We start from the raw sequence: 23080 nt of genomic DNA, 5'->3' as shown, positions 1-23080 counted from the left end.
GGCATGAGCTTTGAAACCTCACCCATGAGCCGCGAGCGTGAGCTTCTCACGCACCTCATCCGGGCTCATCACCCGTACCCCGATCCGGTCAAGAATCTGCACCGCCCGCTCCACGAGCTCGGCATTGGTCGCTAGCCGCCCGCGGGATAGGTACAGATTGTCCTCCAACCCTACCCGCACGTTCGCCCCCACCAGCGGCGCCAAAGCCACGTATGGAAATTGCATTCGTCCGACCGAAAAAGCCGAGTAGATAGCGCGCGGCGGTAACTGGTGCACCATCGCCATTAGCGTGGTCGGATCATCCGGTGCGCCGTAACGAATCCCCATGCACAGCTGGATCAGCGGCGGATCGTCGATGAGCCCAGCTTCAATTAGATCGTGCACCATCACCAGATGACCGGCATCGAACACCTCGAGCTCAGGACGAACACCGAGTTGCTTCACGCGCGCAGCCATCGCACGCAGAGCCCCAGGAGTGTTGGCCATGATGTACTCGTCGCGCGGAGCGAAGTTCATCGACCCACAATCCAACGTGCAGATCTCGGGCCGCAGCTCCTCCACGTGGACCAAACGCTCCAGCGCGCCCACCATATCGGTCCCCGGGTCCAACGGCAGGGGAGACTCCGCCCCGCCCAGCACCATGTCGCCGCCCATTCCCGCAGTGAGGTTGATCACTGGGTTCACGTCTGACGCCCGAATGCGACGGACGACGTCACGAAACAACGCCGGATCACGCGAGCCCCTCCCGGTCTCTGGATTACGTACATGAATGTGTACAGCCGCCGCACCCGAACGCGTCGCCTCAATGGCCGAGTTGGCGATCTGCTCCGGCGTCACCGGTACATGCGGGCTACGCTCGACTGAACTTCCAGTTCCTGTGATAGCGCAGGTGATGAACACCTCAGAGATCATTCTCATCTCCCCTTTTCGCTGAAGCTGCATGTATCCCGGTCCACTCGAAAGCTGTTCGAATGATATCTATGGCTTTTGGGGGCTGAGATAGTATCAGCGCATTGGCCCGGCCCCATACCTGCATTTCAATTTGAATATCCGGCGAATAAGGCCGCGGGCTTGGCTGTGGTAATCTCAGCGGAGCAATTGGCATGCCAGTCGCAAAATCGCACGCGCGGCTTTGCCTCGGAGAACACATCCGCCTAAGCAGCCAGGTCTAGTAGTTCCACTCTCGGCCCGGCTAACAGCCGCAGTCAAAAGAGCTCCCAACCTCGAACAGTTTTTCGCGGGCGCGACAATCTCACGGCCGCATTTTTCAAAAGCAAGTCCCGCGGTCGATCCTATTGTTCAACGGCTTGCCACCCCGGCTTGAGTTACGCGCTCACTCAATGAGGGACGACGTCTAACCGTCAATGTAGGGAAATGCGCCGCGCGCTTTGTCGAGTCTTGGACATCGACGTGATCTATCCGACATGGATGATACAACGGGCTTGGCAGCTGAATATTACTTCTGATCGCCTCCCATGATGGCGGCTAGGTTCGCCCGGGGATTATATGCCCTATTGCGATATCACCATGAGTCAGTATCCCTCCGACACGGACGGTGACGAATCTGGAGGTAAATCACCCCGGACGAAAGCCTAGGGTGAATTTGCATATCCGTTCTCTAGGATGATAATTCCGAAGCAACTATCGATGCCACGCCAACGTAATGAATGGCAGCCTCTGCTTAAGCCACTCCCTCGTGTTCGATCATCTCGATGGCGATGCCACGCGCGTGATCGCACTTTCACTCACGCAGCGAGTCAAGCCCACAACCGATGCGGCGCCTGTGCTCATTCTAAAATGCCTCCACTTAGATGACATTAAAGCGGCTAGCATAGTGCGTAGGATTGCTCCGTACGCCAAGGACTGCCTCAGCAGGCACGGAAGCAGCCAACCCCCGATAGTAGTTCTCTGGCGCGCCGCTTCACATTGTCATGCCGGCGATGGCATCTGCGACTGCGATTGTTCGCTTGGCCATTTCGGCATGTAACCGCTCCACCATTTGCCCATTTATCTGGATCGCCCCACAAGAGGCGTTCTCCGCCAATTCAAAGACTTCAATGATGCGCCGCGCCTGTGCCAGTTCCTCCACGGAAGGCGTAAAGATGGCGTTACATTCGTCTATCTGGTTCGGATGAATCAGCGCCTTTCCGTCAAACCCAAGGTCTCGCGCCTGCTGGCATTCAGCAGCGAAGCCCGCAGAATTGGAAAAGTCGCTGTAAGGGCCATCGAGGATTTCAATTCCGTGCGCACGTGCAGCCAAAATGCAATGAATGATCGCGGGCATCATCGTTGCGCGTCCCGGTACCATTCTTATCCGCGTCTCTCGCGACAAGTCGTTCGGGCCGAACATAAAGCCCGCGAGTCTCGTCTTGAAATTGGTGGCGGCCGTCGCAAGCTCGTCCGCATGACAGGCCGCCCAAGCGGTCTCGATTATAACCCAGAGTGAGAGCGAGCCCTCTGCACCACTCGCCTCGATTTGGTCCGCGATGCTATTGAGCTCCGCCAGGCTCGAGAGCTTTGGCACCAGAATGCCATCAGGCCGCGCCTGCGCTGCCATGGCGATATCTTCGCGCCACCAAGGCGTTTCCACGGAGTTAATGCGGATCAGCACCTCGCGCTCGCCGTAACTGCGGGCCTTGACGGCCTCCGCAACGTCCTCGCGCGCCTTGTGCTTAGCGTCCAGGGCGACGGAGTCCTCCAGATCGAGCACCAGCGCATCCGCCCTGAGGTTGCCACCTTTTTCAAGAGCACGCGCATTGGACCCCGGCAGAAACAACACGCTGCGGCGTAGACGACTCATGGCATTTGCTCCTAACTGACAACGAGCTAACCAATATCATCTCGCTCGCCCAATCGAAAGGGCACATGTGCCTCATGATGACTTTACAATCAGCCGTACATCGGGCCTAACGCCGGAAATGTCGCGGAATTAGGAGGCCACACCATGCTGCAAACTCCCAATGCTCATTGACGGCTTACCCTAGCCCATGGCCGAACGCATCTAATTTATATTAGACAATCGCCTCGTTCGGAATACTAGGCTCTGCGGCGCTACCGTAATCGAGATCTCCTTCTTCAAAGCGGGACGGTTTGCTGGATGCAGAGTGTGCTCGACTTTTGTGGCGAAAGCGTTCGATGAAAATCTGGTGGCCGGCTTATTCCATTTGAGGGCTTCGGACTTCTGTTTGCAGATACATGGAAGCACGAATGAATGCTTCGACCTGCGTGGCCTGGAGCTTCATATCCTCTCAGACAGAAACCAACCATCATCCACCTCTCCTCAAACATTGCGGCGGCGGCCTCGTTCACTCTCTTCCGATCAATTCAGCTCGGCGGACGCATTAACTAGCCCTATTTGAATTGGTAGATGACCAAGCGGGCATTAGTGAGCTAAATCGCTTGGACTGACCGCGCTGCCTAAGATCTGCAGCCAAATGTCGCAAAGCCTCGACCGTCGATGTGCCGGTTGCACATCTGCGGCGGACCAGTGTGGAGAAAGAAATGCAACAGCGGGCCGATTCCTCGGATGCTGCTCGCCCAATCGAACATTGTCTGATCACCGATACGTATCTCGATGCAGCCCACGCAGTTGGTCTCACGGGGTCCGTGGACGGCTCAAGACCGGGCGCGTCATTGCTCAGGACAACAGCAACGGTCTGCTTGGCGCCATTCGGCAGGCATTTGAATTCGTGCCGCGACCTCGACGATCATCTCATGACCGTAGCTGGGCGAGGCGCAGAGGTCATTACATTGGTTCTGCGCCCGATCTTGACTCGATTTCAACTCGTCTGCGGAACGAATCTTGTCTCTGGATCCAGGTGCTCGAAGACTAATCCGATCCATAAACTGGAACAATATCTGCCTCCGAACTCGACGCAGTTTGTGGTGTGCGGCAGGCGACAGGCGTCGTCGCGCAGTCGATCAAACTTGGCCTCGCGGGCAAGAAGTGGCACGCGGGCCTCAATAGGAAGAACCTTGCGGTCGACAACTCGTACCCTTCAGATGCCGATCCATCCGTTGTGCCTGGTGCCGCTTTGGTCGGAAATTCGACCGAACCCGACGGTGGAAGTGATCAAGATGCTACCTAAGCGGTGGTAACAACGCCTTGTTATCAGATGGCTTGCTTAAACCCGCATGCTCGTGATGATGATCGGGTTACCTTTGAATTCAACATGCAGCTGCTCGATCGGGCGCCAACCGATGGTCACAGACCGATCTCCTGTAGTTGGACCACTGCCTGACTACCGACTGGTCGCGCCGAATGCTCGCGCGTTCGTAACGACACTCGAGAGCGCAAGACCCCTGGGTGCGAGAACGTCCAGAGCTGTACTCAACGTAACCCGGTGGCACGAGCCATCCATTTGGAGATTCGCGCGCAATGGACTCAGCTCAAGCATCGTGCATAACCGCTTTGGCTCTGAACATTGTGGCGTTGGAGGACCGCTCGCAGAGCACGGGCACTTCCGGAACCAGCAGATTATGATGTCGAGGAAGCCTCTGGCATTGACGCGCAGTTTCCTCGCAGAGCACTCACCATACCCGCCTAGGAACTAAACCATGCTCGATTTTTCACTTAGCGACGAACAGCGCATTTTCCGGGACTCTGTTCGCTCGTTCATCGATAAAGAAATCATTCCTCTCGAGACGCAAGTTCTCCGCAACGAGCGCGAGGGTCGTCCCGGCCTCGAACGGGGACAGCTGCGAGACCTACAGCTGAAAGCGAAGAGCGCGGGCCTTTGGGGCTTCACCACTCCGAAAGAGTACGGCGGTGCGGGACTGGGCGCAATCATGAACTCGCTCGCTTGTATCGAAAGGGGGCGCACCTTCGTCCCGTTTCGATTCGGTGGATACGGTGACAACATCCTGTTTTCCGGCACAGACAGCCAGAAGCAACAATATCTCATTCCGACGATCAACGGTGAGCGGGCCAGCTGCTTCGCGATCACGGAGTCTGGCGCCGGCTCAGACGCCAGTGCAATTCGCACGCGCGCCGTCCGAGACGGTGACCATTGGATCATCAATGGTGAAAAGACCTTCATCTCCGGCGGAAATGAGGCCGACTTCGTGATCGTGTTTGCCGTCACCGATCCGAGCAGGGGCGGGTCGGGCGGCATCACTTGTTTTCTCGTCGACCGCGGGATGGGCTGGCGGTCCCAACCCATCGCCACTATGGGCGAAGCGAGCTTAGCATCATTAGTTTTCGAGGACGTCCGTGTACCGAGTTCCAACATCGTCGGCGAACTGGGATGGGGCTTTCAGTTAGCGATGAAATGGATTAGCAGCGGCCTGTATGAAGTCCCCTCGCTGCTCGTGGGCTCATCGGAGCGCCTGCTCGAGATGGCGATCCAGCATTCGAAGAAACGGGTGTCTATGGGACACCCCATCGCGCAATACCAAGCCGTCCAGTGGCAGATTGCCGACTCACATGTCGAAATCGAGGCGGTGAAGTACCTTACTCTGCTCGCTGCATGGCAGGTGGACAGCGGACACGACGCGCGACACACATCGTCGATCGCGAAACTAATGGGTTCGATTACCGCTGATAAGGTCGTTGATCGCGTCATGCAGATCCACGGCGGGATCGGCTACACCAAGGAGCTGCCGATCGAGCGGTGGTACCGCGAACTTAGAATGTACCGCATCCAAGATGGCACTGACGAGATCCAACGACGCACCATCGCGCGAAACCTTTTCAAGGGTCATGCCAGACTCGGCGGCATCGGAGTCTGACGTGCATTCTAACGACGCACTATTTACACCTTACGTGGCGCAGCCATAAAGGCAGAGACAGCCTATAGAGCAAAAGTCGTCAGGAGAATCTGAACGCGACCCGCCGAGGCCGGGTGTTTAGTCCCGCTGCTTTGCTGCGGCCGGTTCAATTTAGTTCGCTCTGGATGGAACGTTCAAGAACTTGCACACGTATTCGTAACGTGTGCGGGGCCTTGCAGGGCCTTCAGTCGACAAGCATCTCTATGCCCGGCGCCATCTCGTGGAATGTTGCCTCAGTAAGCTCAAGCAGTTCCGTCGGGTCCGATTCATGAAATAGGCCCTGCCAACCGATAGATGTTTTTTGTTAAAGAGAGAATCCCTCTGCTTGACCGGCATTTCGCAAGTCAAAAGTGAAGGAGAGTAAGGCAGCGCCTCGTGAAGGGCGCGAAGGGCGCATCGTTGCGAACGCGGGATCCGCCGCTGTAGCAAATTTGAGACCGAGGCAGGACCAGATGGGCGCGCTCGACTGGTCCGGCTTGCCGTCCGTAGTCTAGTGACCATCAGCAGCGCGTTGCGCTCGCCCGCGCTCTGTCTTTCGCAAGCTCGTGCTGAACGATGACCCACTTGGCGTATGGACAAACAACTGCAGGAGCAGATGCAAGCATATCAATGAAAATCTAGGCATCATTGTAGTTTAGGTGACGGTCTGCATCCAGGTAGCTCGGTCGTTTGCCCAATCGCAGAGGTTTAGATGCCAACAGAGAGACGATCCATGCGTCACATTCGCGAAGTTTTGTGCCTGCACCACAGCATGGGCTTGTGGCAACGCGCTCTTGCCCGCAACCTCGGCCTGGCCCACGGCTCATTCTACAAATAACTCAAGCGAACGCGCCGGACCGGCCTGAGTTGGCCGTCGCTCCGGAGTTTGATGACGCCCGGCTCGAGAACCGGCTGTTTTCGCCACCATCCGATTCGAGCGACGAGCGTCCGCGGCCGGATCGGGCGCTCCGCATCGCGAGCTCCGGCGGAGGAACGTCACTCTGACGTTGTTGTGGGAGGAGCATTGCGGTTCGCACTCCGCCAGTTTCAGCTATTCGTGGTTTCTGCGAACGCCGCAAGGGATGGGCCAGCCGGCTTAAGCCGATCCTACGCCAAGGTTCATGTCGCCGGCGCGAAGCTGTTCGTCGACATTCTGTTCAAGTTGACAGCTCACGGGCGAAGTGCGCAACGAGCAGATCTTTGTCGCGACGCAAGGCGCCTCGAACTACACCTCGTCGACGCCAGCCTCAGCCAGAGCACCAGATTGGATCACCTCGTACGTTCGGGCCTTAGCTTATTTCGGCGGCATCCGCCCGCCAGACCGTGAGCCAGAACTTAAGACCACGTGCCAAGGCAGTGAGATCGCGTGCGTGCAGACGTTCGATCGCCGCTGGCTGCCTTCCGATATTCATTCATGCTTAAACTACTAGACAACCTGAGCGCTCGTCGGTCGAATGCATTCCCACGCTGCTATGCTGTAGGCCTCCGGTGGGGCTTTCAATTACCCACAAATTCTACTGGACCATAGCGCCCAGCGCGATGTCAGTGAGGCGTGACAGTCCGCGACACATGACGGTATTGCCCGGCGGATCGCTGGCGCGGGCGAGATACCCGCCGAGCCGGGCGATCTTGATCAGATAGGGCGAGAGCGTTTTTCTTGCTTTTGGTTTGTTGTTGACCAGCCGATCGAGCACGCCGATTTCAGCCGCAGTCAGCGACGAGGGTTGGCGGCGCGTCCGGGGCGGAACGGTAGCACCGTCGTCCAGAAGACCCAGCAACTCAGGATGCAAAAGAGCGAGATCAGATTGGTCGGACGCTGGGCGGTCCTGAGCTTCGACTCCTCAGCCGTGCAGCCCGATTTGAGGATATTGGGGAACACCTCAATCTTCCATCTCAAAGCATACCATTCGAGCTCCTAAATGGCGTCGGTGCGAAAACCAACAGGCAGGTCGGTGATCAGATTCCAATTGATCTTCTTTTTGTTTTTCGGTGTCCCCCTCATCGTCAGGGTCAGAGCGGGATAGCACTTCTGCTTTCCGAGCAGCGGCAGGACGCAAATTTTGCGATACCTAAGTTCAAGACGGCCTGGTCGGGATCGCTGTTACTATCTCTGACTTCGATGCGATGGGCCTTTGACGGCGACCTCGTCCATTTCGCCGGCGATCGTGTGACCCCCATCTACAGCCAAGCGGTCGCCGCAGGCCCTGATCAGGAAATGAGTTCCGACCTCGTGTGCTGCGCAGAAGAGCTCGTAGATGTCCCTCTCGCGATCACCGATATGCATGCATCGTCCCGGATGATCCAAGAGTTGCGTAGACTTCTTGAGATTTTCCAACCACCGGACGCTTTCCTTTTTCTCGATGGGAATCCGGGTCGGATTGACCTTCTTCTTAAGCGCTGCCGTCCCCTTGAATTTTTTCCTTGTCCAGAACTTAACGGCCGCCCTTCGATTGTAACCGCAAGGCTCGAATGCATCAGGAGTATGCGATCTGGGCCGGCCCGCCTTATCCCGTCCACTGTTTATACTCTTGGTGATGCCGATCGCTTCTGACTTCCCGCGTTGATAGCTGAACTCGGTTGTGTCGTGCAGCATAAGAACGAGACCTTCAGCGGCGGCGCACGATCACGTGTCGATTGGAAGTGGCCGGCCAGAATGTCCACTTCGCGGACCCGCTCATTAGAGAAGAAGCGATAGGCTGCCTTGGTATTCGCCCAATTCTGGCAGACGAGCGGAATGCTTTGTCTTATGGTGCTCCCAATCTGCGCGAGCAGTTTTCGGAATCTGTCGCCGAGCCGCGCGTCCCTAAACTCGCATCCACCACTCCCTCGATCAATCCAACATTCACCTTCCAAGGATCGCAAACGGACTGTTGCAGATCGATCTCTTAATCTCAGCCCCATAGAGCACCCCCTCGCGAATCAGGTGCTCAGCAAGGAATCGCGAGTGATCTACTCCAGATTTCGCCGACCAGCGGATCCGTCCGAATGGTCAAAGTTATAGGTAATTGAAAGCCTCACCGGATGGTTAACGCTATACTGCGATATCGTCACAAGCTACTCGACCTCTACCAAATCAAGGATCGGGAGGACCGCGCGCCTATGAACTTATTCTGGGAATACTAGCCGCGTTGCTTCGTCCGATCTGCATCGGTTGATGACGCTCACCAAACTTATTCCGACTGGTACCGTTATCCTAATCACCTACGAGCGCAAACGAGGTTCGCCAACGCCGCCTCGTATTGTGCAGCGAGTTCCTTCACAAGATCGGCTGCGCCGATGACCGAGCGCACGCCTGAAACTGAGTGACCAGCACACCAGATATTTGTCCAGCGGTCATTCCTGGCACTTTTCTGCTTCGTGCGCGTCTCGGACACTGACTCCTCAAGCCGGGAGAGGTCGAGACCGGCCGCAACGATTGAGCTCCGCAGCACATTTGCATTGAGGCCCCAAAATGCACTGGTCAAGACGATGTCATCGAGCGTGCTATCGACCAGCATCCGACGATAGGTCTCACTTGCCATACTCTCCCACGTGGCGATGAAGCGAGTCCCCATGCAAGCGAGATCGCATCCAAGGACGCGCGCTGCCGCGAGCGAAATGCCGTCTGTGATACCGCCCGCAATTATGATTGGACCATCGAATATGTTGCGGACCGAGCGAACAAAAGCGAATGGATTGGCCCAACCGGTGTGGCCTCCGGCGCCAGCGGCGAGCAATATCAACCCGTCCGCACCGGCTTCAATGGCTCTTTCCGCATGGTGCAGCGAGGCGACATCCGCCAATACAAGGCAACCAGTTCTGTGCAGGGATTCGATTGCAAGAGCCGGCGATCCGACGCTAGTGATAACCAGCTCCGCCTTGTGGTGCACGAGACAGGCAAGGTCCTCTTTGAAGCGCGGATGACGCATCATAAGCGTTGGGCAATGCGGCGCAACTGGCTGATCCTGGTTAGCGAGATCTTGCTCAATCCGGATTAGCCAATGATCAAGTTCCTGGACCGATCGGGCGTTGGTTGTGGGAAACGCGCCAATAACTCCTGATTTGCAAACGGTAGTAACTAGTTCCACACCAGAGACATCGCCCATTGGCGCGATGATGAGGGGTAACGCGAGCCTGGAAGAAAGGGCATCCGGCAACCTGCTGGTCTCGGAAATCGCAGCCACGGCTATGCTCCTTTTAGCTAGATCTTGGTTTGCAGCAAACGTCATTCAAGCCGCTGCATTAAGTTGGAATCGACAATGACGACATTTGCCACGTTGATCCAGCAGATGTAGGCTCGCTACGCGTCGAACGCGTAAGCAATACGACGAGTTCGACGCAAACGGCTTCAGAGCGATCGCCGCGCAACGCTAGCCGACGAAAAACGACTTTGTTCCTAGCCGCTGGAAAGGCTAGATTATCGATTTGCATCGCATACTCGGAGGAAGTTTTGATCAACTTGACGGTTACTAGCCAATCCGTGGCATGCTGTTGTCATCAGCTCAACTATTAATGCTGGGGGTTGACTGGACAGTAGACTGTAAGTCACTCGCCAGCTCCGCCGGTTTGATGTATACCGAGATTAGGTGATTGATGAATCCGGAGGTGGGCGATGAAGAGACGGAAGTTCCGTCGCGAGCTCAAGATCGAGGCGATCAAGCTCGTTAGGGAGCGTAGGATGTCGGTGGCGCAGGCCGGGCGCGACCTGGATGTCCATGAGAACGTCCTGCGCAAATGGGTGAAAGAAGATCTCCGGTGGCAAGATACTGTCTTCGCGCACGCGACGATCGTCCAGTCGAGCAGCGGCACTGCTGCGGCTTGCAGCCACGACGGTTGGGCGGAGCGATACGGCGCTTGGTGCATTCTATCGACGGCTTTGCGCGCCGGTAACGCAAAGGCGGTGACGGCAACCGCTCGCAAAATAGCGGTCCTGTTCTACAATACGCTGAGGCACGGCATGACCTAAAAAGATCCGGGTGCTGATTGCTACGAGGAACAATATCGCAGCCGTGTCGTCGCCAATCTGAGGCGACGTGCCAAGTCACTCGGGCCAAGTGGCTGTTTCTTAGGAAGGTCGCCTACGCGAAGGAAGCGACATGAAGCTCGTCTTCATCGCGAAGCACCTGCCGATCTGGCCGGTGGCATGGCTATGCGATGCGCTGGGGGTGTCGCGGTCGGGCTTCCATGCCTGGCTGAATCGCTCACCTAGCGCCAGATGCCGCAGCGACGAAGAGCTCGGCGGCAAGGTGAAGGCCAGCTTCATGGCGAGTGATCGCACCTATTGTGCGCGCTGGGTGTGGCGTGATCTGCTCTTCGATGGGGCGGACTGTGGCCTCCATCAAATCGAACGGCTGATGCGGCTGCAAGGCTTGCGGGCACGGCCGCGAAGCCGTCGCTTGCCGAAGGACAGCGGCGATCTGCAGCTCGAGATCGTGCCGGCGAGTCTCCTTGGTCGGCAGTTCGCCGCAGAGCGGCCGAACCAGAAGTGGATTGCCGATTTTACGTATCTCTGGACGGCCGAGGGCTGGCTCTATGTCGCAGCAGTATCGCACCTGTTTTCACGCCGGGTGGTGGGCTGGTCGATGAGCGCCGCCATGACAGCTCAGTTGCTGACCAATGACCTGCTGATGGCAGTCTGGCGACGCGGCAAGCCGGACGCGCTGTTGCACCACTCCGATCAGGACAGTCAGGACGGATTCAAACGGTCGTCGCAACAGCAATTGTTTTCACTGATGACAGTAACTCGTCAAGCGCTTCTGCCGGCGTTTTCCAGCCCAGTGTCTTTCTCGGTCGGGCGTTGAGGGCCGCTGCTACAGCGGATATCTCGTCGGTGCCTTGGATGCCCAAGTCTGTGCCTTTCGGAAAGTACTGCCGCAGCAACCCATTGGCGTTCTCGTTAGTGCCGCGCTGCCAAGGGCTTTGCGGGTCGCAGAAGACTTGGACGCCCGCGTCGATCTTGAGGCGGTCGTGCTGAGCCATTTCGGCTCCTTGATCCCAAGTCAGCGTGCGACGTAGTTCTTCGGGCAAAGTGATGATGGTGCGCGAGATCGCGTCACGCACGGGTTCCGCCCCGTGTCCCGCAAGCGCAGGTCCGCTCTTCTTGCGCGGAGCTTCGCCATGCCCCTCTAATCGGGGAAGTGCAATAGCATTTGAAGCGCGTCGTGCGTTCGACCAACGTGCCGATCGCCCGAGCTGCCACGAGCGAGGATGAGGTAACGGCCCGACACGGCTCGATCGGCCGCTTCAGCGGGTCATGAGCTCCGGCGAGACAAAGCCCTTGCCCCGCCTACGTACGCGCCCCCTGGGTGTGCGCAACACGCGTCCGGCTCGCGAGCAGGCCGTCAGTTCGCTGCGTAGTACACCGCGGCCCCGAACGAAGAGAGCCTGATAGATGGCTTCGTGGCTGATGCGCATTGTCTTGTCGCCCAGGAAGGCGATCGGCAAGCGTCGGGCAACCTGCTCGGCGCTCCATGCCTTGATCCATCGTCGATCCTTTCGTCGGCCATGCCGGCGGCCGTTCCACCGAACGGTGGGGCCAGCAATACAAGCTCCGCTCGGCACTACAACACTGCCGGCAAGTCTCTCCTCCACATAAGTGCGCAAGGCTGCGTTGGGCGCAAGCTTAGTCGGCTTGGGCCGGCGGGCAGATCGGTCTGCATGCCATTGGGCAGTCGTGGCCCGATAATCCAACCCGCCGCCGCGGGTGGCCGTGTTCCGCCGCAATTCACGGGAGACCGTCGAAGCAGCCCGTCCTAAGCGGCACCCAATCTCCCGTATGGAATGGCCCTGCACCTTTAGAAGCGCGATTTCCTCGCGTTCAGCCAATGAAAGGTAGCGCCCGGAGAGAAGCTTGACCGAAGATCTGAAAATCGCTGGTGGCATGCCGCCAGCCTTTCGGAACAATCTGCTTCCGACAGGTAGCGATACGCCGACCTCAAACGCAGCATCTTCGCTGCCCTGCCCCGTGGCAATCGCCTTCCAAAATCTATTCTGTTCATCGCCTCCGGCCACAGACGGCCGGCCTTGCGATGGCAATGGCGCTCATCCTGACCGCGCCGAACGTCGAATTACAACTTTCATCGCAACCTCCAACTTCAGGATGTTGCGACGACCGTTTGAATCCGCCCAGTACACCAGCGAGCAGTTCCAGCGTTTAATGGCCGACCACGGCATTGTCTGCAGCATGGGCGGTTCCGGCAATGTCTGGGACAACGCGGCGATGGAAAGCTTCTTCTCCTCGCTCAAGACCGAACGGACGGAAGGCAAAACCTACAGGCCCAGAGACCAAGCGCGAGCCGATGTGTTCGACTACATCGAACGATTCTACAATACGATCCGCAGGCGCTCCAACATCGGCTGTCTCAGCCTGGTTGAGTTCGAGCGCAAGATGGGATTAGCTTAACTCGCTGTCCATCAAACCGGTAGCAGCTCAGGTAAACTTGCCCCAAACTGCATGCTTAATCGTACGATAAAGAATGCACCATCAGGGTACAAAGTCATCCTAGGTAGCACAAAGTTCCATTGCGCTCCTCGAGTAATGGACTCTACCAGTGCTTAGGAGATCATAGGGCTTGCATCAGTTCGAAGCTCTAGAAAATCGCTGCACATTTTTTTGGATCGTGCACGAAGACTTTGAGCTGGAGGCTTGCCAGGCTGGGGGCTAAAATCGACGATGACCGGTCGCGGACGCTGATCACGAAGGACAGCCCGTCACAGGCGTGCCCGATCAAAGGCTGCACCGACGCAAGCTGGTACGCGAATGCCAACGACGTCGAGTACTATACGTCCGACCGCACCTACTCTTTCTACAAATGCCAGAGGTGCAATGTGGTTCATCGTCCCGACGATGTGGGATCATCTCGGAGAGATCTATCCGAAGAATTATTTGCCTACGCTCCGACAAAAACGGATGTCGTATCGCGCCAGCGATCTCGATCGCTCAATCGGCGTCTATTGAAACTGCTGGCTTCCATCCCCGGCGATCCGACTTAGCGTTCAAGATATCGGCGGGGCGGCGGTTGGGTGCTCGACCAGGCCCAGTCCTGTTCACCAAGTGTGAGCCTCACGCAATGTCTCGACCTTGACGAGGGCGCACAAGCTCAGGCGGTCGCACGCGGACATGCCTGTCATCTCGGTCGGACCGAGCAGTTCGAAACCGATCGACGCTTTGATTTGGTCCTAGCGCTCGGTCTGATTGAGCATGTACTCGTCGGTGCGCTCATGTTGCGCCATATCGAAGGACTCCTTACAGGTCACGGCCGCGTGCTGATCCAGAGCGCCACACTTCGACGCGCTTGATGCGCGGCTCGGCATTGTTCTTGGATCGGCTACCACACGCCACGTCATTTCGTACTGTTCAACCGCCACAGATTTACGGATTTGGCGAAACCGAGTGGCCTGGGCGTCGCGTCGTTCTCTTATGAGCAAGGCGCATTGTATTAGAGCCGATCATTGCTAAGCGCGACTGCGCCGATCTGGTTATCGAGATCTCGGCTCAACGTCTGGCGTCCCAACATCCGCTGAATCCGCTATTGCAGGCGAGCTTCGCTCCCTTCGAGTTTGCCCGCAAGCGCTTCGCCCAACTCTCGCAGATGGTGTTTACCCTCGGGCGGCGTTGATCCGCTGGACGCTAACGCCGACTGTAGCACTGGCGGGGCCGGCGACGCCGTAAGCCAGATCACAAGGGCCAAACTCCACGCGTGACAAATCGGGTTCACTCACGGTTCGCTTGAGCCGACTGATTACGCCCCAACCTATTCGATGTCGCAGGAGCGGTCCCTAGTTCAAGATGTATTACAGCATTCATTGCTATCATCTCGCCGGACATCACGACGTAAATGCCTTATCCGATCGGGCTAGGTAGGGAGGATTTGCGAGCTCATCACTCAAGGTAGCCACGAATTTTTGTTATGCATTCTGAAGACAGCTGACCAAATACAGTCTACGGCCGCGATCACCTCACTCCATTCCGAAATGGCAAGATCATTCCGGCTGGCTGCGCACCAACGTCATTTCCGATCCTCGAATCGACACTGCCGAGTCTGAACTGTGCTCGTCGGCAATCTCGGCCGTCAAGAACTGCGGCGCCTGCATGGGGCAGCCGTCCCAGGGCGTAACCGAGTTGGCGGGGTGTTTTACCCCGCTCTCGTACGTGCCCTCGAGACGTTGCGAGGAATCGATCTGATCGCCGCGGCAACATTCGCCGTCGACGTTCGTGACGTGAACCGCTTCGAGAGTCCCCGCCAGCTCTGCTTCGGCTTGGCGCCTGGGAGCGATCGACCGGAGTTCGGACTCTTCGACCAATAAAGGGAAAATGGAGATTTTTTGGATCACTCTATACCCTGAAGCGCGCGCCGAACACTGGTTTCGCCGTGACAGAGCCTTCTACCGACGCAGAATTAGATTGCTGTGCGAGTTCTTCGCGTGATCGACAAGGGCCGTACACTTATAAAACTTGAAAAGCCCGCGACAGTAGAACACTCCGCAAAGTAGGCGCCTCCTGTGATCTACTGCTTACGCGTGGCGCGAAGACCCCTTGCCGCCTCCGCTGCTCTTTTGCATGGTACGGCACGATCCCAAGAAACAATTCCGGCTCAGCTTGCCCCCACGGTGACCGTCCTCGTTTACGAGCTGATAAGCTGCGGACGATTGGTTGATCCAACTTCCAAACCGGAACAGTTTCGGATGCCGCACGCATTCTGACCGCGATGCCTCAACCGCATTTCTAGCACTGAGCGCCCGCAAACGCGAGCATGCCGATCTTGCCCCGGGAGCCGTTTTTGCTGCTGAACAGGACCCTACTTAGGTCCGAACTGCGTTCTCCAGTGTTGCCGAGTGGCAGCGCACTGTGCCTGTGAGGGAACGGTCCTGCCGGACAACACCGTCTATACTCCGCTCGCAAACCACCTAAAATGTCCGGACCTGGAAGGACACAGTAAGTGGATGAAAATTGCTTCGCTATAAAATCCGTCCCGGATTGTCTTCGTGTAGTGAAGGTCGGCCAGCAAGGCCTGCAACGCGGTACACGGCGAGACTCCTTCATCGACAGATGCACACAAGCAGCTGTACCATCACCCGCGACAGCTAACACGGGCTTGGAGAGCGATCGAAAGGCAGAAACGATCTCGACCGCTCAGGCGTAGTACACGAAGAAGCGACCCTCGATACTCTCTCGAGGCTTCGCATTGGGATAGGCGCGACGATTGTCGAACGCCGCGTGAGCTGCCTTTGCGTTGCAAGACACCTCGGAATCATATCCCTTGAATAGAATGAACTCGTCCGCGGCCATGTCTGGAAAGTAATACCAACGCTGCGCTGGATTGAAATGCATGACCGACAGCTTAGTTGTGGTATCAAAGAAACGGTAGTTTACGACAACGCTATCGGTATCACGAACGGAGGCGCCGTCGCAGAACGCTAAGGGGAAATCTTGCGGAGGCGGCGAGAGAGCATGCCACGTTTGAGCGATTATCAATCGAGAATAGGGTCTTGTCGGAACGCCCTCCGATTGGTCCACAAGGGCGGCCAGCATAGGGCCAGCAACCGGCGTGAAATCAAGATGAGCCCATACAATCGGTTCGCCGTCCGACCTTGACCGCCCGCTGGCACCACGAACAAGGATCGATTTCCGGCGTGCCACAACCCACGACGCGTTGAAGTAACTCTGGATGAACGGAACCATTTCTTTCAGGTATCTGTCTTGCAAAACATTTGGATCACGCTCGCTTACACAAGATACTTTGCGCTGAATTAGCGTAAAGCCTTCTCGATCTAGTGATAGCTCGTGCGTGATCGGCCGCGCGTTACGAATAGTAACGTTGTGGCGCACCATGGGCGGCAGGACGCAATGCCTCACCGGATTGGCAGCCATGTCAAGTCCCGACAAAACAACTTCGGGAGCTCGTTCGTCGGATGTGCGTCGGGCAAAGACAATTTGACTTTGCACATGGTCCAAGTGATCACGGTTCACATTCGCTGTCGATAATGCTTGTTTCGGAGTTTCCATGGCTGGTCTTTCTGGAGGCTATTAGGTGTCTCGCCAATCGGGTTCGTCGTCACGTATAACTTTCGGGGCTACGCTCAAGAGCCGACGGCCGCTGAAGAGTACAACAAAAAAGAAAGCGACTCTTCCTGCCGATTCTGGTGGGAAGCGTAAGATTTCTGTCGCTTTACGTTTGCTCGATCATTCATCGCCGACACCATGAGAAGGGCATTTTTATGAGAGCGCTTCCTGTCGCTTGATGCCACGAAATTGATCTCGTTTTCGCTGAGCGCGATGAAACGACACATCAAGGGAATGGGCATGGCAGCCGGCATCTCCCACGCTCTAGCAGTCCGCCAATTTAGTGCCATATAAAAATTGCCCCGACTGGAAAGAAGGAGCGTTCAACACCGCGACAATGCGCTTCGGACGATCCGCCCTCTGATACCGGCGCACCGAGAAGTCGCTTACCGCCGTCGGCTTTGGGATGTACAGCCCAGCCGCCGCACGGCTGTCGCCGTTACGGCACTATTACCTCGCCCGGCCCGCGGCAACGCCGCTAATGTCCCGCAACAGATCGCCATCACGAGTCGCTTCTCGTTACATAACTGGCGCAGATGTCACTTGAAAGGTTGTTGAAGCCTGGACCAACGAGTAGATGAAGCGTTCTTCATGCAGCGCTCCTAGCAGCTTTGGGAATTTCGGTACACTTGTAACGTTACCTTCTTGAGAAGCGACACAGAGTGTCTTCCCGATCGAGTGAACCTCCTCCCAATGAATGGACACCTGTAGTAGGCTCCGAGAGCCCGGAGGTGTCGAGTGGAAGTGCGTCAACGTCGGTCGTTCACGGAAGACTACAAGCGCCAAGCCGTTGAACTGGTGGTGTCGTCCACTCGTCATGGATAACTACGACACGCATAAGACCCCGCTGATCTGGCGATGGCTGGCTCGAACGCCGCGTTAGCATGTGCGTCTGATCCGACCAGCTCGTCATGGCTCAATCAGGTCGAGCGCTTCATCGCGCTCCTCACCAATAGGAAGAGTAGACGCTGTGGCTATCGCAGTGTTGCCGCCCTCAGCGGCGACGAGTTCACGCGGCATGGCGGTCTCGATCACGAGGAACTTGCGAAACTTGGCGGCACTGTGCCGTCCGTAGCATTTGCAACGACCCGTCCGGTCGCGATGTTGAGGGCGGCGAACAGCGATGTGATGCCGTGCCTTTTCTAGGGTCCTGAGTCACAAGTTCGCAATCGTAGATCCGCAGAAGATTCGCGTCGCCGCGCCAGAGATGGCGGCTGCAACAGCGACGGAGGATCTGATGTCAGCCCAGCGACTTGCGCCCCTGATATTGAGCGATGATGAGCTAACCGAACTTCAGTCGCTGACGATGCCAAAGACGGCGCAGGCGCTGACCGCCTTCCGCGCAGTCAGCGACGGTAGTTCGGCACTAACATCATCCTATCAAGGCTGCAAGTGCGCGGGCCGCCATCAGATCCTCCGTCGCTGTTGCAGCCGCCATCTCTGGCACAGCGAATAGAATCTAATGCGACACTAAGATTGCGCACTTGTGACAATCCTGCTTCATGGTGAGGCATTTCACTGGATTTGATTTTGAGGACCTGCGGATCGTGTTTGACGGCGTGATCGCCCGCAAGCGCCAGAAAATAACACCTAATCGAAAGCATGGGCAGGAGTTGCAAGCGTCTGTCCAAGCTCCGTACCTGGATTGCGGCATTCCCGGCATAAGATGGCCTGATCGAGATCCGGCTTGATCCCGAATGATGCTCAGTATCTGGATGGCAATGACCGCGGGTCCCAACTGACCAGGACGAAATCGCATCTTTGATCCGTCGGTTATCCGCGCTGCAGAGACAGGCAGCATCCCCACCTAGGATCTTCGTTATCTCATCCTGAACCGCGCGCTGCCTGAACCGATGGGAAATTTGAGTTTGGCATCAACGTCTGAAATCATCAGCATGGAAAGACGCTTCGAACGCTGACTGCAGCGTGCCTGCTGTAAGAGGAGAAAGCCAAGGCAATCGCCCCAGCCAACGCACGCGTCCGATTTCGCGAATCGCACTTTGGCTCGCAGAGTTTCGCTCGCCGATGAATGCAATCCCGAGAATGTCAATCCGACGCCTTCGGAGCGCCTCTATCGAGAGAAGCGAGTGATTGATGGTACCTAGCGCCGTCGTTGCGCAAAGCACGACCGGAAGCCGCCACCTTTCGAAAACATCGATGTAGAGTGCATCCCCCCCCAGCGGCACCATCAGCCCGCCGGCGCCCTCGATCACAAGCGGCCGCTCCGCCGTATCTGGCACATCGATTGAAGCCGCATCAATGCGAACACCGTCAATCTCAGCGGATTGATGGGGCGAAGCGGCTGTTCGAAGGCGGTAACGCTCCGGCAAGGTCCGATCGCGCGGGAGACTTCCCAGCCGTGCTGCGGTCTCGGTATCACTCTCACCTTCAAGTCCGGCCTGGATCGGTTTCCAGTAATTCGCACCGAGGAGAGCGGCAAGTCCGGCAGAAAACACAGTTTTCCCGACTCCGGTACCTGTCCCGGTCACCACGATACGCAGCGTCATCGCGACCGGCCTCTCGTCTCGTCAGCGAGGGCATCCAGCATCGCGCATACGTCATCCTCACTCACGTTGAGCGTCAGCGATACGCGGAGGCGAGCCGTTCCCGCCGGCACGGTTGGCGGCCGGATCCCGCGAATATCGAAGCCCCGCGCCTGCAGGGCAGCCGCAAGCCGCATCGTATCCGAATTGTCACCTACGATGTACGGTACGATCTGCGATTTGGACGGACATCGCAGACCGCGCATCTTCATCTCCCGATGCGTGAGGGCGACGAGGCTCGCTAGACGCTGCTGACGCTCGGGTTCCTCCTGCAGGATCAACAGCGCCTCCCGGACGGCAACCGCAATCAATGGCGAGGCCGCGGTGGCAAAGATGAACGGCCGGCATCGATTGACCATGAAGTCGCGTACCGCGGTAGAGGCTGTAACCAGTGCTCCAGCGGAGCCCAGCGCTTTGCCGCAGGTATGAACGACCACCAGATTTTCGTGTCCTTCCAAGCAAGCGGAGAGCCCTCGTCCCTGCTCGCCATAAACCCCGGTGGCATGCGCCTCGTCCACAAAAAGAAACGCATCGTGCTTGGCCGCGATCAAGCTGAGCTCTTGCAGCGGCGCCAAATCGCCATCCATACTGTAGATGCTTTCGACCACTATCCAGATGCGCCCCATTCCGCCCTGGGCGCGCCAATCACGGATTGTACTTTCGACAGACTGGGGATCGTTATGCGCACTTATCCGGAAATCGGCTCGGCCAGCCCGCGCGCCTTCATGGATGCTGGCGTGCACTAGGGAATCGAGAACAAGTAGGTCACCTCGCTGTGGCAGCGTCGTCAGAACAGAGAAATTTGCGACATAACCGCTGCTGAAGAAAAGCGCCTTCTCAGCCCCGAAAAACTGAGCGGCTTCAGCTTCAAGCCGTTCGTGCTCCTCGCAGTTGCCACGTAGGAGCCGCGAACCACCAGCTCCTATTGGCGTACCGGCATCAATCGCGTCCCAGACGGCATTCTTTATTCGCGGCGCGCTTGCGAGCCCCAAATAATCGTTCGACACGAAGTCGATTCCCGCGCGAGGCTTGAGGCCGCGCAGTCGGCCATCTCTTTCTAGAGCTTGCAAATCTTCGACATAGCGAGAACCCTCGGCTTGACGCATAGAATTCATTGTGTCCCTCGCAGAAGCACCCATCAGGTGCGACAGAACTCCGGCGCGCTAGACGCATTTGCTGGAGCACCGGCCTCTCGGCCCTCAACCCGCAAGATGCGGCTTTGTCGGTCAACAACCACGATCCGCGGCCTGAAGGTTTTAGCTTCTGCCGCCTCCAAGGAGGCGTAGGCAACGACCATGATTCTATCCCCGGGCAGCGCGCGGCGCGCAGCCGCACCGTTCAGGTCTATAGTGCCCGATCCCCGGGGCGCCTCGACCACGTAGGTGGCAGAGTCCGCTCCCGTGTCAGTATTGAAGATCTCGACGCGCTCATGGACAAGGAAACCCGTCGCGTCCAACAATGCGCCATCAATCCAGATCGCGCTCTCATAGTGCAGATCAGCCTCGGTCACCGAGGCGCGATGTATTTTGCCCTTCATCAACGTAATCTGCATTGTCAACTGGAGGTCTGGTTATGCAAGGCGAACTCGCCGCTCTACTTACAGGAGGCTCGCCCGGATTTAATGCCAAGCCGGTCGAGCCAATCCGTGCTGGCGTCTCGCTCCGGGCTCCTTGCGGTCAATAGCGCGCCACCAATGAAGATTCACTCCGTGCTGGCCGAAAACCACACTAGCAGCTCCACGCACTCTGCAAGCAGCCCCACAATCGTTGCGGATGCGATGCTAAGCAGGCCTGCGATTTCAAAGCGCCCTGGATCGATGCTATCGAGACGCGCGCCTTGCGCCTGGCACATCAGCACAGCAATATGGCAAATTAAAACCTCGTGCCTGGGCGCGATCAGAACCATGCAAACTGACCCGGCCCTCGCCTGTCGCCACCCTATGTCTTTTTTCTTGTCCATGGCCTGATCATACATAAGTTTCGCAAAATATCTATGATCGAGCGGCTTGCAGCCCTGCTGTCACCCTGCCGTTGCTCCGAGCCAATGTAGAAGCCGACCGACGACTGAAGGGGGCGAAATCGGCCTGAGTTCGGGGAAATACTGCGCGATGAGGGCCCTTCCTGTTATAATCACGCGCACAGCTTGTATAGATAATCTGATGAGCGAGAGTAGGACGATTGCGGGCGCATTGCAGAAACAATGGCTGAGCGAATTGTCAGCGGCTGCACTGCAGCCGGATGTCCCACTCCGGCAGGATCCCGTGGCCCGGGAGTTCAATTCTAGCCACGTTCCCGTACGCGAGGCTTTTCGATACCTGGAGGCCCAACATCTTGTCGTTGCTTCGCCTCGTCGTGGCGTGCGGGTTGCTCCACTCGATACCAAAACAGTGAAGGAGATCGCCGAGATGCGCGCCGCTCTCGAAGTGATCGCGTTACGCTTGCGGCGCTAAAGCTCACACCGGCCGATCTAGCAAAAATCGAGCTTGCCCGGATGGAGGGAGACAAAGCCCAAAAACTCGCGGAGTTTGACCTAGGCAACCGCGCGTTTCACCATGTGCCCTGCGCGATGTCTCGCCTGCTCGCCACTAGAGTTCGCAACTTCTCGTTTGATGTTCGCGATGGCGCGGAGGGCCGGCTGACGACACACTTCAATCTGGACGACCGCCTCATTCTACAAGCGCTGCGAGCGCGCAACATCGATCAAGCCTGCCAACTGCTCACGCGCCATATTCAAAGCATCGAGCGCGTTGCGCTTTTAGCATACTGACTAGAAATGAGCTCTAGCGAGTTCCGTTCCAGAGCGTCGGATATCGCGAGATCGGCAGATCACCTCCCCGCGCGACGAGGAAAGAGACTGTAGAGCTTGTAGCAGACGCATCCCCACGATAGGGCACGATTACTTCCGACATCAATCTAGGCTTATACATTATTCGTCACATCGTCTTCTTCACTGCCAAGAACAAGATCCATATCAATCAAATAATCGCGGGCCTTACGGTTCTCACCACAATTCCACATGCGCGCCGGCTCGAGGTTGCTCGCAACCGCAAGGACGACCAGTTTGGAAACGATATCGACATTGTGGTTTACGGTGAGTTCGAAAACGAGGCGGGGTTCGCCGCTTACAAGGCGCATCTCTATATCAGGACTCGATCAAGCGAGTACGCCCGTTCCGCGAACTGCGTTTCGCAGCTGACTACGACATAGCAATGGATGCACGCTTTGCTTAAAACGACAATGATAGGCCGACTTGCCGGCGTACCCGGTCCTTCCGGGTCAATATCGCAACCGGACTCGAGAACTTGCGGGCGCTAAACACGCATTGCTGCCCTTGGCGTGGGAATCACAATAGGAGCGCCACTCCCAGCATGCGAGCCGTTGGTCACTGATTGCAATGTACTTCCGCATTGAGCCCGTCGCAGCAATGCAATGTCTCGCGCATCGGCCGCAACTCACGCTCCTTGATAGTTCGGCAAGGCACGATTCACTCGGACGCTATTCATATCTGGCTTGCGACCCACTCAGCACCTATTTGGTCGCGGACGGACTAGCAAAGACCAGCCGGGAGCCTTTGAGGGTGATCCGTGGGAAGCACTTCGCAGCCTTCTCGCCAAAATCCGCAAGAGGATCATCCTGATCCTCGGCCGTTTCGGGGTATCCCTCCGCCAAAGGCCGCCTTGTCTGACGAACGCAATCGCTGCAGGTCCTAGGGGTAATCCTAGGAGAAGCGCTATGACGATTTCGAGGGC

16 protein-coding genes and 8 pseudogenes are annotated in these 23080 nt (G+C 57.2%); 11 read left to right on the top strand and 13 right to left on the bottom strand.

The genetic code is table 11. The annotated features are described in order from the left end of the window. Window positions 1-18 precede the first annotated feature (18 nt). Complete coding sequence (locus GGD63_RS35125) at window positions 19-912, bottom strand: 3-keto-5-aminohexanoate cleavage protein (protein ID WP_183249133.1); 894 nt, start codon at window positions 910-912, stop codon at window positions 19-21. 1009 nt (window positions 913-1921) lie between these two features. Beyond that, window positions 1922-2800: a CoA ester lyase gene (locus tag GGD63_RS35120; RefSeq protein WP_183249130.1), complete on the bottom strand. Its 879-nt coding sequence runs from the start codon at window positions 2798-2800 to the stop codon at window positions 1922-1924. A 1757-nt stretch (window positions 2801-4557) separates the two neighbouring features. Between GGD63_RS35120 and GGD63_RS35115 the strand changes: the two genes are divergently transcribed. After that, entirely contained in the window at window positions 4558-5730 is a 1173-nt protein-coding gene (locus tag GGD63_RS35115; RefSeq protein ID WP_183249128.1) for an acyl-CoA dehydrogenase family protein, read from the top strand. Between the two features lie 226 nt (window positions 5731-5956). Next, a pseudogene (locus GGD63_RS35110) lies at window positions 5957-6046 on the top strand (IS5/IS1182 family transposase); the annotation flags it as partial. 1216 nt (window positions 6047-7262) lie between these two features. Here the strand turns inward: GGD63_RS35110 and GGD63_RS40405 are convergent. From GGD63_RS40405 to GGD63_RS35100, 4 genes are all read right to left on the bottom strand, one after another. Then, entirely contained in the window at window positions 7263-7526 is a 264-nt protein-coding gene (locus GGD63_RS40405) for a hypothetical protein (protein ID WP_246785783.1), read from the bottom strand. 326 nt (window positions 7527-7852) lie between these two features. Further along, window positions 7853-8341 (bottom strand): hypothetical protein, encoded by a 489-nt coding sequence (locus GGD63_RS40400; protein WP_246785795.1) that lies wholly within the window; start codon window positions 8339-8341, stop codon window positions 7853-7855. Next, window positions 8269-8649 (bottom strand): transposase DNA-binding-containing protein, encoded by a 381-nt coding sequence (locus GGD63_RS40395; protein ID WP_246785782.1) that lies wholly within the window; start codon window positions 8647-8649, stop codon window positions 8269-8271. The genes GGD63_RS40400 and GGD63_RS40395 overlap by 73 nt, the downstream gene beginning before the upstream one ends. Window positions 8650-8945: 296 nt before the next feature. Further along, window positions 8946-9911, bottom strand: coding sequence for a nitronate monooxygenase (locus tag GGD63_RS35100; protein WP_312013475.1), 966 nt, complete (start codon window positions 9909-9911; stop codon window positions 8946-8948). A 428-nt stretch (window positions 9912-10339) separates the two neighbouring features. On the opposite strand from GGD63_RS35100, the pseudogene GGD63_RS35095 reads away from it, so the two are divergent. The 3 pseudogenes from GGD63_RS35095 to GGD63_RS35085 all read left to right on the top strand — a co-directional run. Further along, window positions 10340-10465 (top strand): annotated as a pseudogene (locus tag GGD63_RS35095) (transposase); the annotation flags it as partial. Window positions 10466-10472: 7 nt separating this feature from the next. Continuing rightward, window positions 10473-10777 (top strand): annotated as a pseudogene (locus GGD63_RS35090) (IS110 family transposase); the annotation flags it as partial. A 28-nt stretch (window positions 10778-10805) separates the two neighbouring features. Further along, window positions 10806-11417 (top strand): annotated as a pseudogene (locus GGD63_RS35085) (IS3 family transposase); the annotation flags it as partial. Window positions 11418-11424: 7 nt separating this feature from the next. Here GGD63_RS35085 and GGD63_RS35080 read toward each other — a convergent pair. Then, window positions 11425-12609, bottom strand: a pseudogene (locus GGD63_RS35080) (IS30 family transposase). A gap of 241 nt (window positions 12610-12850) precedes the next feature. Here GGD63_RS35080 and GGD63_RS35075 point away from each other — a divergent pair. Both GGD63_RS35075 and GGD63_RS35070 read left to right on the top strand, forming a co-directional pair. Beyond that, a pseudogene (locus GGD63_RS35075) lies at window positions 12851-13129 on the top strand (IS3 family transposase); the annotation flags it as partial. Window positions 13130-14871: 1742 nt separating this feature from the next. Continuing rightward, window positions 14872-15011, top strand: a pseudogene (locus tag GGD63_RS35070) (transposase); the annotation flags it as partial. Window positions 15012-15859: 848 nt separating this feature from the next. On the opposite strand, the gene GGD63_RS35065 reads toward GGD63_RS35070, so the two are convergent. The 6 genes from GGD63_RS35065 to GGD63_RS35045 form a co-directional block, all read right to left on the bottom strand. Further along, the gene (locus GGD63_RS35065) at window positions 15860-16732 is read right to left on the bottom strand and encodes a CmcJ/NvfI family oxidoreductase (protein WP_183249124.1); all 873 of its coding nucleotides are present in this window, start codon (window positions 16730-16732) and stop codon (window positions 15860-15862) included. A gap of 966 nt (window positions 16733-17698) precedes the next feature. Further along, on the bottom strand, window positions 17699-17824 hold the full coding sequence (locus tag GGD63_RS40680) for a hypothetical protein (RefSeq protein ID WP_283812018.1): 126 nt from the start codon (window positions 17822-17824) through the stop codon (window positions 17699-17701). 839 nt (window positions 17825-18663) lie between these two features. Beyond that, window positions 18664-19296: a dethiobiotin synthase gene (gene bioD, locus GGD63_RS35060; protein ID WP_183249122.1), complete on the bottom strand. Its 633-nt coding sequence runs from the start codon at window positions 19294-19296 to the stop codon at window positions 18664-18666. Continuing rightward, a complete protein-coding gene (locus tag GGD63_RS35055) occupies window positions 19293-20447 on the bottom strand; it encodes an 8-amino-7-oxononanoate synthase (protein WP_183249121.1) in 1155 nt (384 codons plus the stop codon). Before GGD63_RS35055 ends, bioD begins: the two co-directional genes overlap by 4 nt. Before the next feature lie 23 nt (window positions 20448-20470). Continuing rightward, on the bottom strand, window positions 20471-20884 hold the full coding sequence (panD, locus tag GGD63_RS35050) for an aspartate 1-decarboxylase (RefSeq protein WP_183249199.1): 414 nt from the start codon (window positions 20882-20884) through the stop codon (window positions 20471-20473). A gap of 149 nt (window positions 20885-21033) precedes the next feature. Beyond that, window positions 21034-21291: a hypothetical protein gene (locus GGD63_RS35045; RefSeq protein ID WP_183249118.1), complete on the bottom strand. Its 258-nt coding sequence runs from the start codon at window positions 21289-21291 to the stop codon at window positions 21034-21036. A 199-nt stretch (window positions 21292-21490) separates the two neighbouring features. Here GGD63_RS35045 and GGD63_RS41040 point away from each other — a divergent pair, with 199 nt between their 5' ends. The 4 genes and pseudogenes from GGD63_RS41040 (at window position 21491) to GGD63_RS35030 (ending at window position 22968) form a co-directional block, all read left to right on the top strand. Next, a complete protein-coding gene (locus tag GGD63_RS41040) occupies window positions 21491-21781 on the top strand; it encodes a GntR family transcriptional regulator (RefSeq protein WP_409334113.1) in 291 nt (96 codons plus the stop codon). 41 nt (window positions 21782-21822) lie between these two features. Next, window positions 21823-22098, top strand: a complete 276-nt coding sequence (locus tag GGD63_RS41035) for a hypothetical protein (protein ID WP_409334112.1) — start codon at window positions 21823-21825, stop codon at window positions 22096-22098. A 158-nt stretch (window positions 22099-22256) separates the two neighbouring features. After that, window positions 22257-22561, top strand: a pseudogene (locus tag GGD63_RS35035) (Dabb family protein). Window positions 22562-22725: 164 nt separating this feature from the next. Then, a complete protein-coding gene (locus tag GGD63_RS35030; protein WP_312013474.1) occupies window positions 22726-22968 on the top strand; it encodes a hypothetical protein in 243 nt (80 codons plus the stop codon). Window positions 22969-23080: the final 112 nt, after the last annotated feature.

This window comes from Bradyrhizobium sp. cir1 (assembly GCF_014198245.1).
Lineage (GTDB): Bacteria > Pseudomonadota > Alphaproteobacteria > Rhizobiales > Xanthobacteraceae > Bradyrhizobium.
The sequence above is the reverse complement of the archived record's forward strand: the minus strand, read 5'-3'. Positions and strand labels throughout refer to the sequence as shown.

Coding starts and splice junctions, on each gene's coding strand:
- GGD63_RS35125 (WP_183249133.1), bottom strand. CDS start 912: ATGATCTCTGAGGTGTTCATCACCTGCGCTATCACAGGAACTGGAAGT.
- GGD63_RS35120 (WP_183249130.1), bottom strand. CDS start 2,800: ATGAGTCGTCTACGCCGCAGCGTGTTGTTTCTGCCGGGGTCCAATGCG.
- GGD63_RS35115 (WP_183249128.1), top strand. CDS start 4,558: ATGCTCGATTTTTCACTTAGCGACGAACAGCGCATTTTCCGGGACTCT.
- GGD63_RS40400 (WP_246785795.1), bottom strand. CDS start 8,341: ATGCTGCACGACACAACCGAGTTCAGCTATCAACGCGGGAAGTCAGAA.
- GGD63_RS40395 (WP_246785782.1), bottom strand. CDS start 8,649: ATGGGGCTGAGATTAAGAGATCGATCTGCAACAGTCCGTTTGCGATCC.
- GGD63_RS35065 (WP_183249124.1), bottom strand. CDS start 16,732: ATGGAAACTCCGAAACAAGCATTATCGACAGCGAATGTGAACCGTGAT.
- bioD (WP_183249122.1), bottom strand. CDS start 19,296: ATGACGCTGCGTATCGTGGTGACCGGGACAGGTACCGGAGTCGGGAAA.
- GGD63_RS35055 (WP_183249121.1), bottom strand. CDS start 20,447: ATGAATTCTATGCGTCAAGCCGAGGGTTCTCGCTATGTCGAAGATTTG.
- panD (WP_183249199.1), bottom strand. CDS start 20,884: ATGCAGATTACGTTGATGAAGGGCAAAATACATCGCGCCTCGGTGACC.
- GGD63_RS35045 (WP_183249118.1), bottom strand. CDS start 21,291: ATGGACAAGAAAAAAGACATAGGGTGGCGACAGGCGAGGGCCGGGTCA.
- GGD63_RS41040 (WP_409334113.1), top strand. CDS start 21,491: ATGAGCGAGAGTAGGACGATTGCGGGCGCATTGCAGAAACAATGGCTG.
- GGD63_RS41035 (WP_409334112.1), top strand. CDS start 21,823: ATGGAGGGAGACAAAGCCCAAAAACTCGCGGAGTTTGACCTAGGCAAC.
- GGD63_RS35030 (WP_312013474.1), top strand. CDS start 22,726: ATGTACTTCCGCATTGAGCCCGTCGCAGCAATGCAATGTCTCGCGCAT.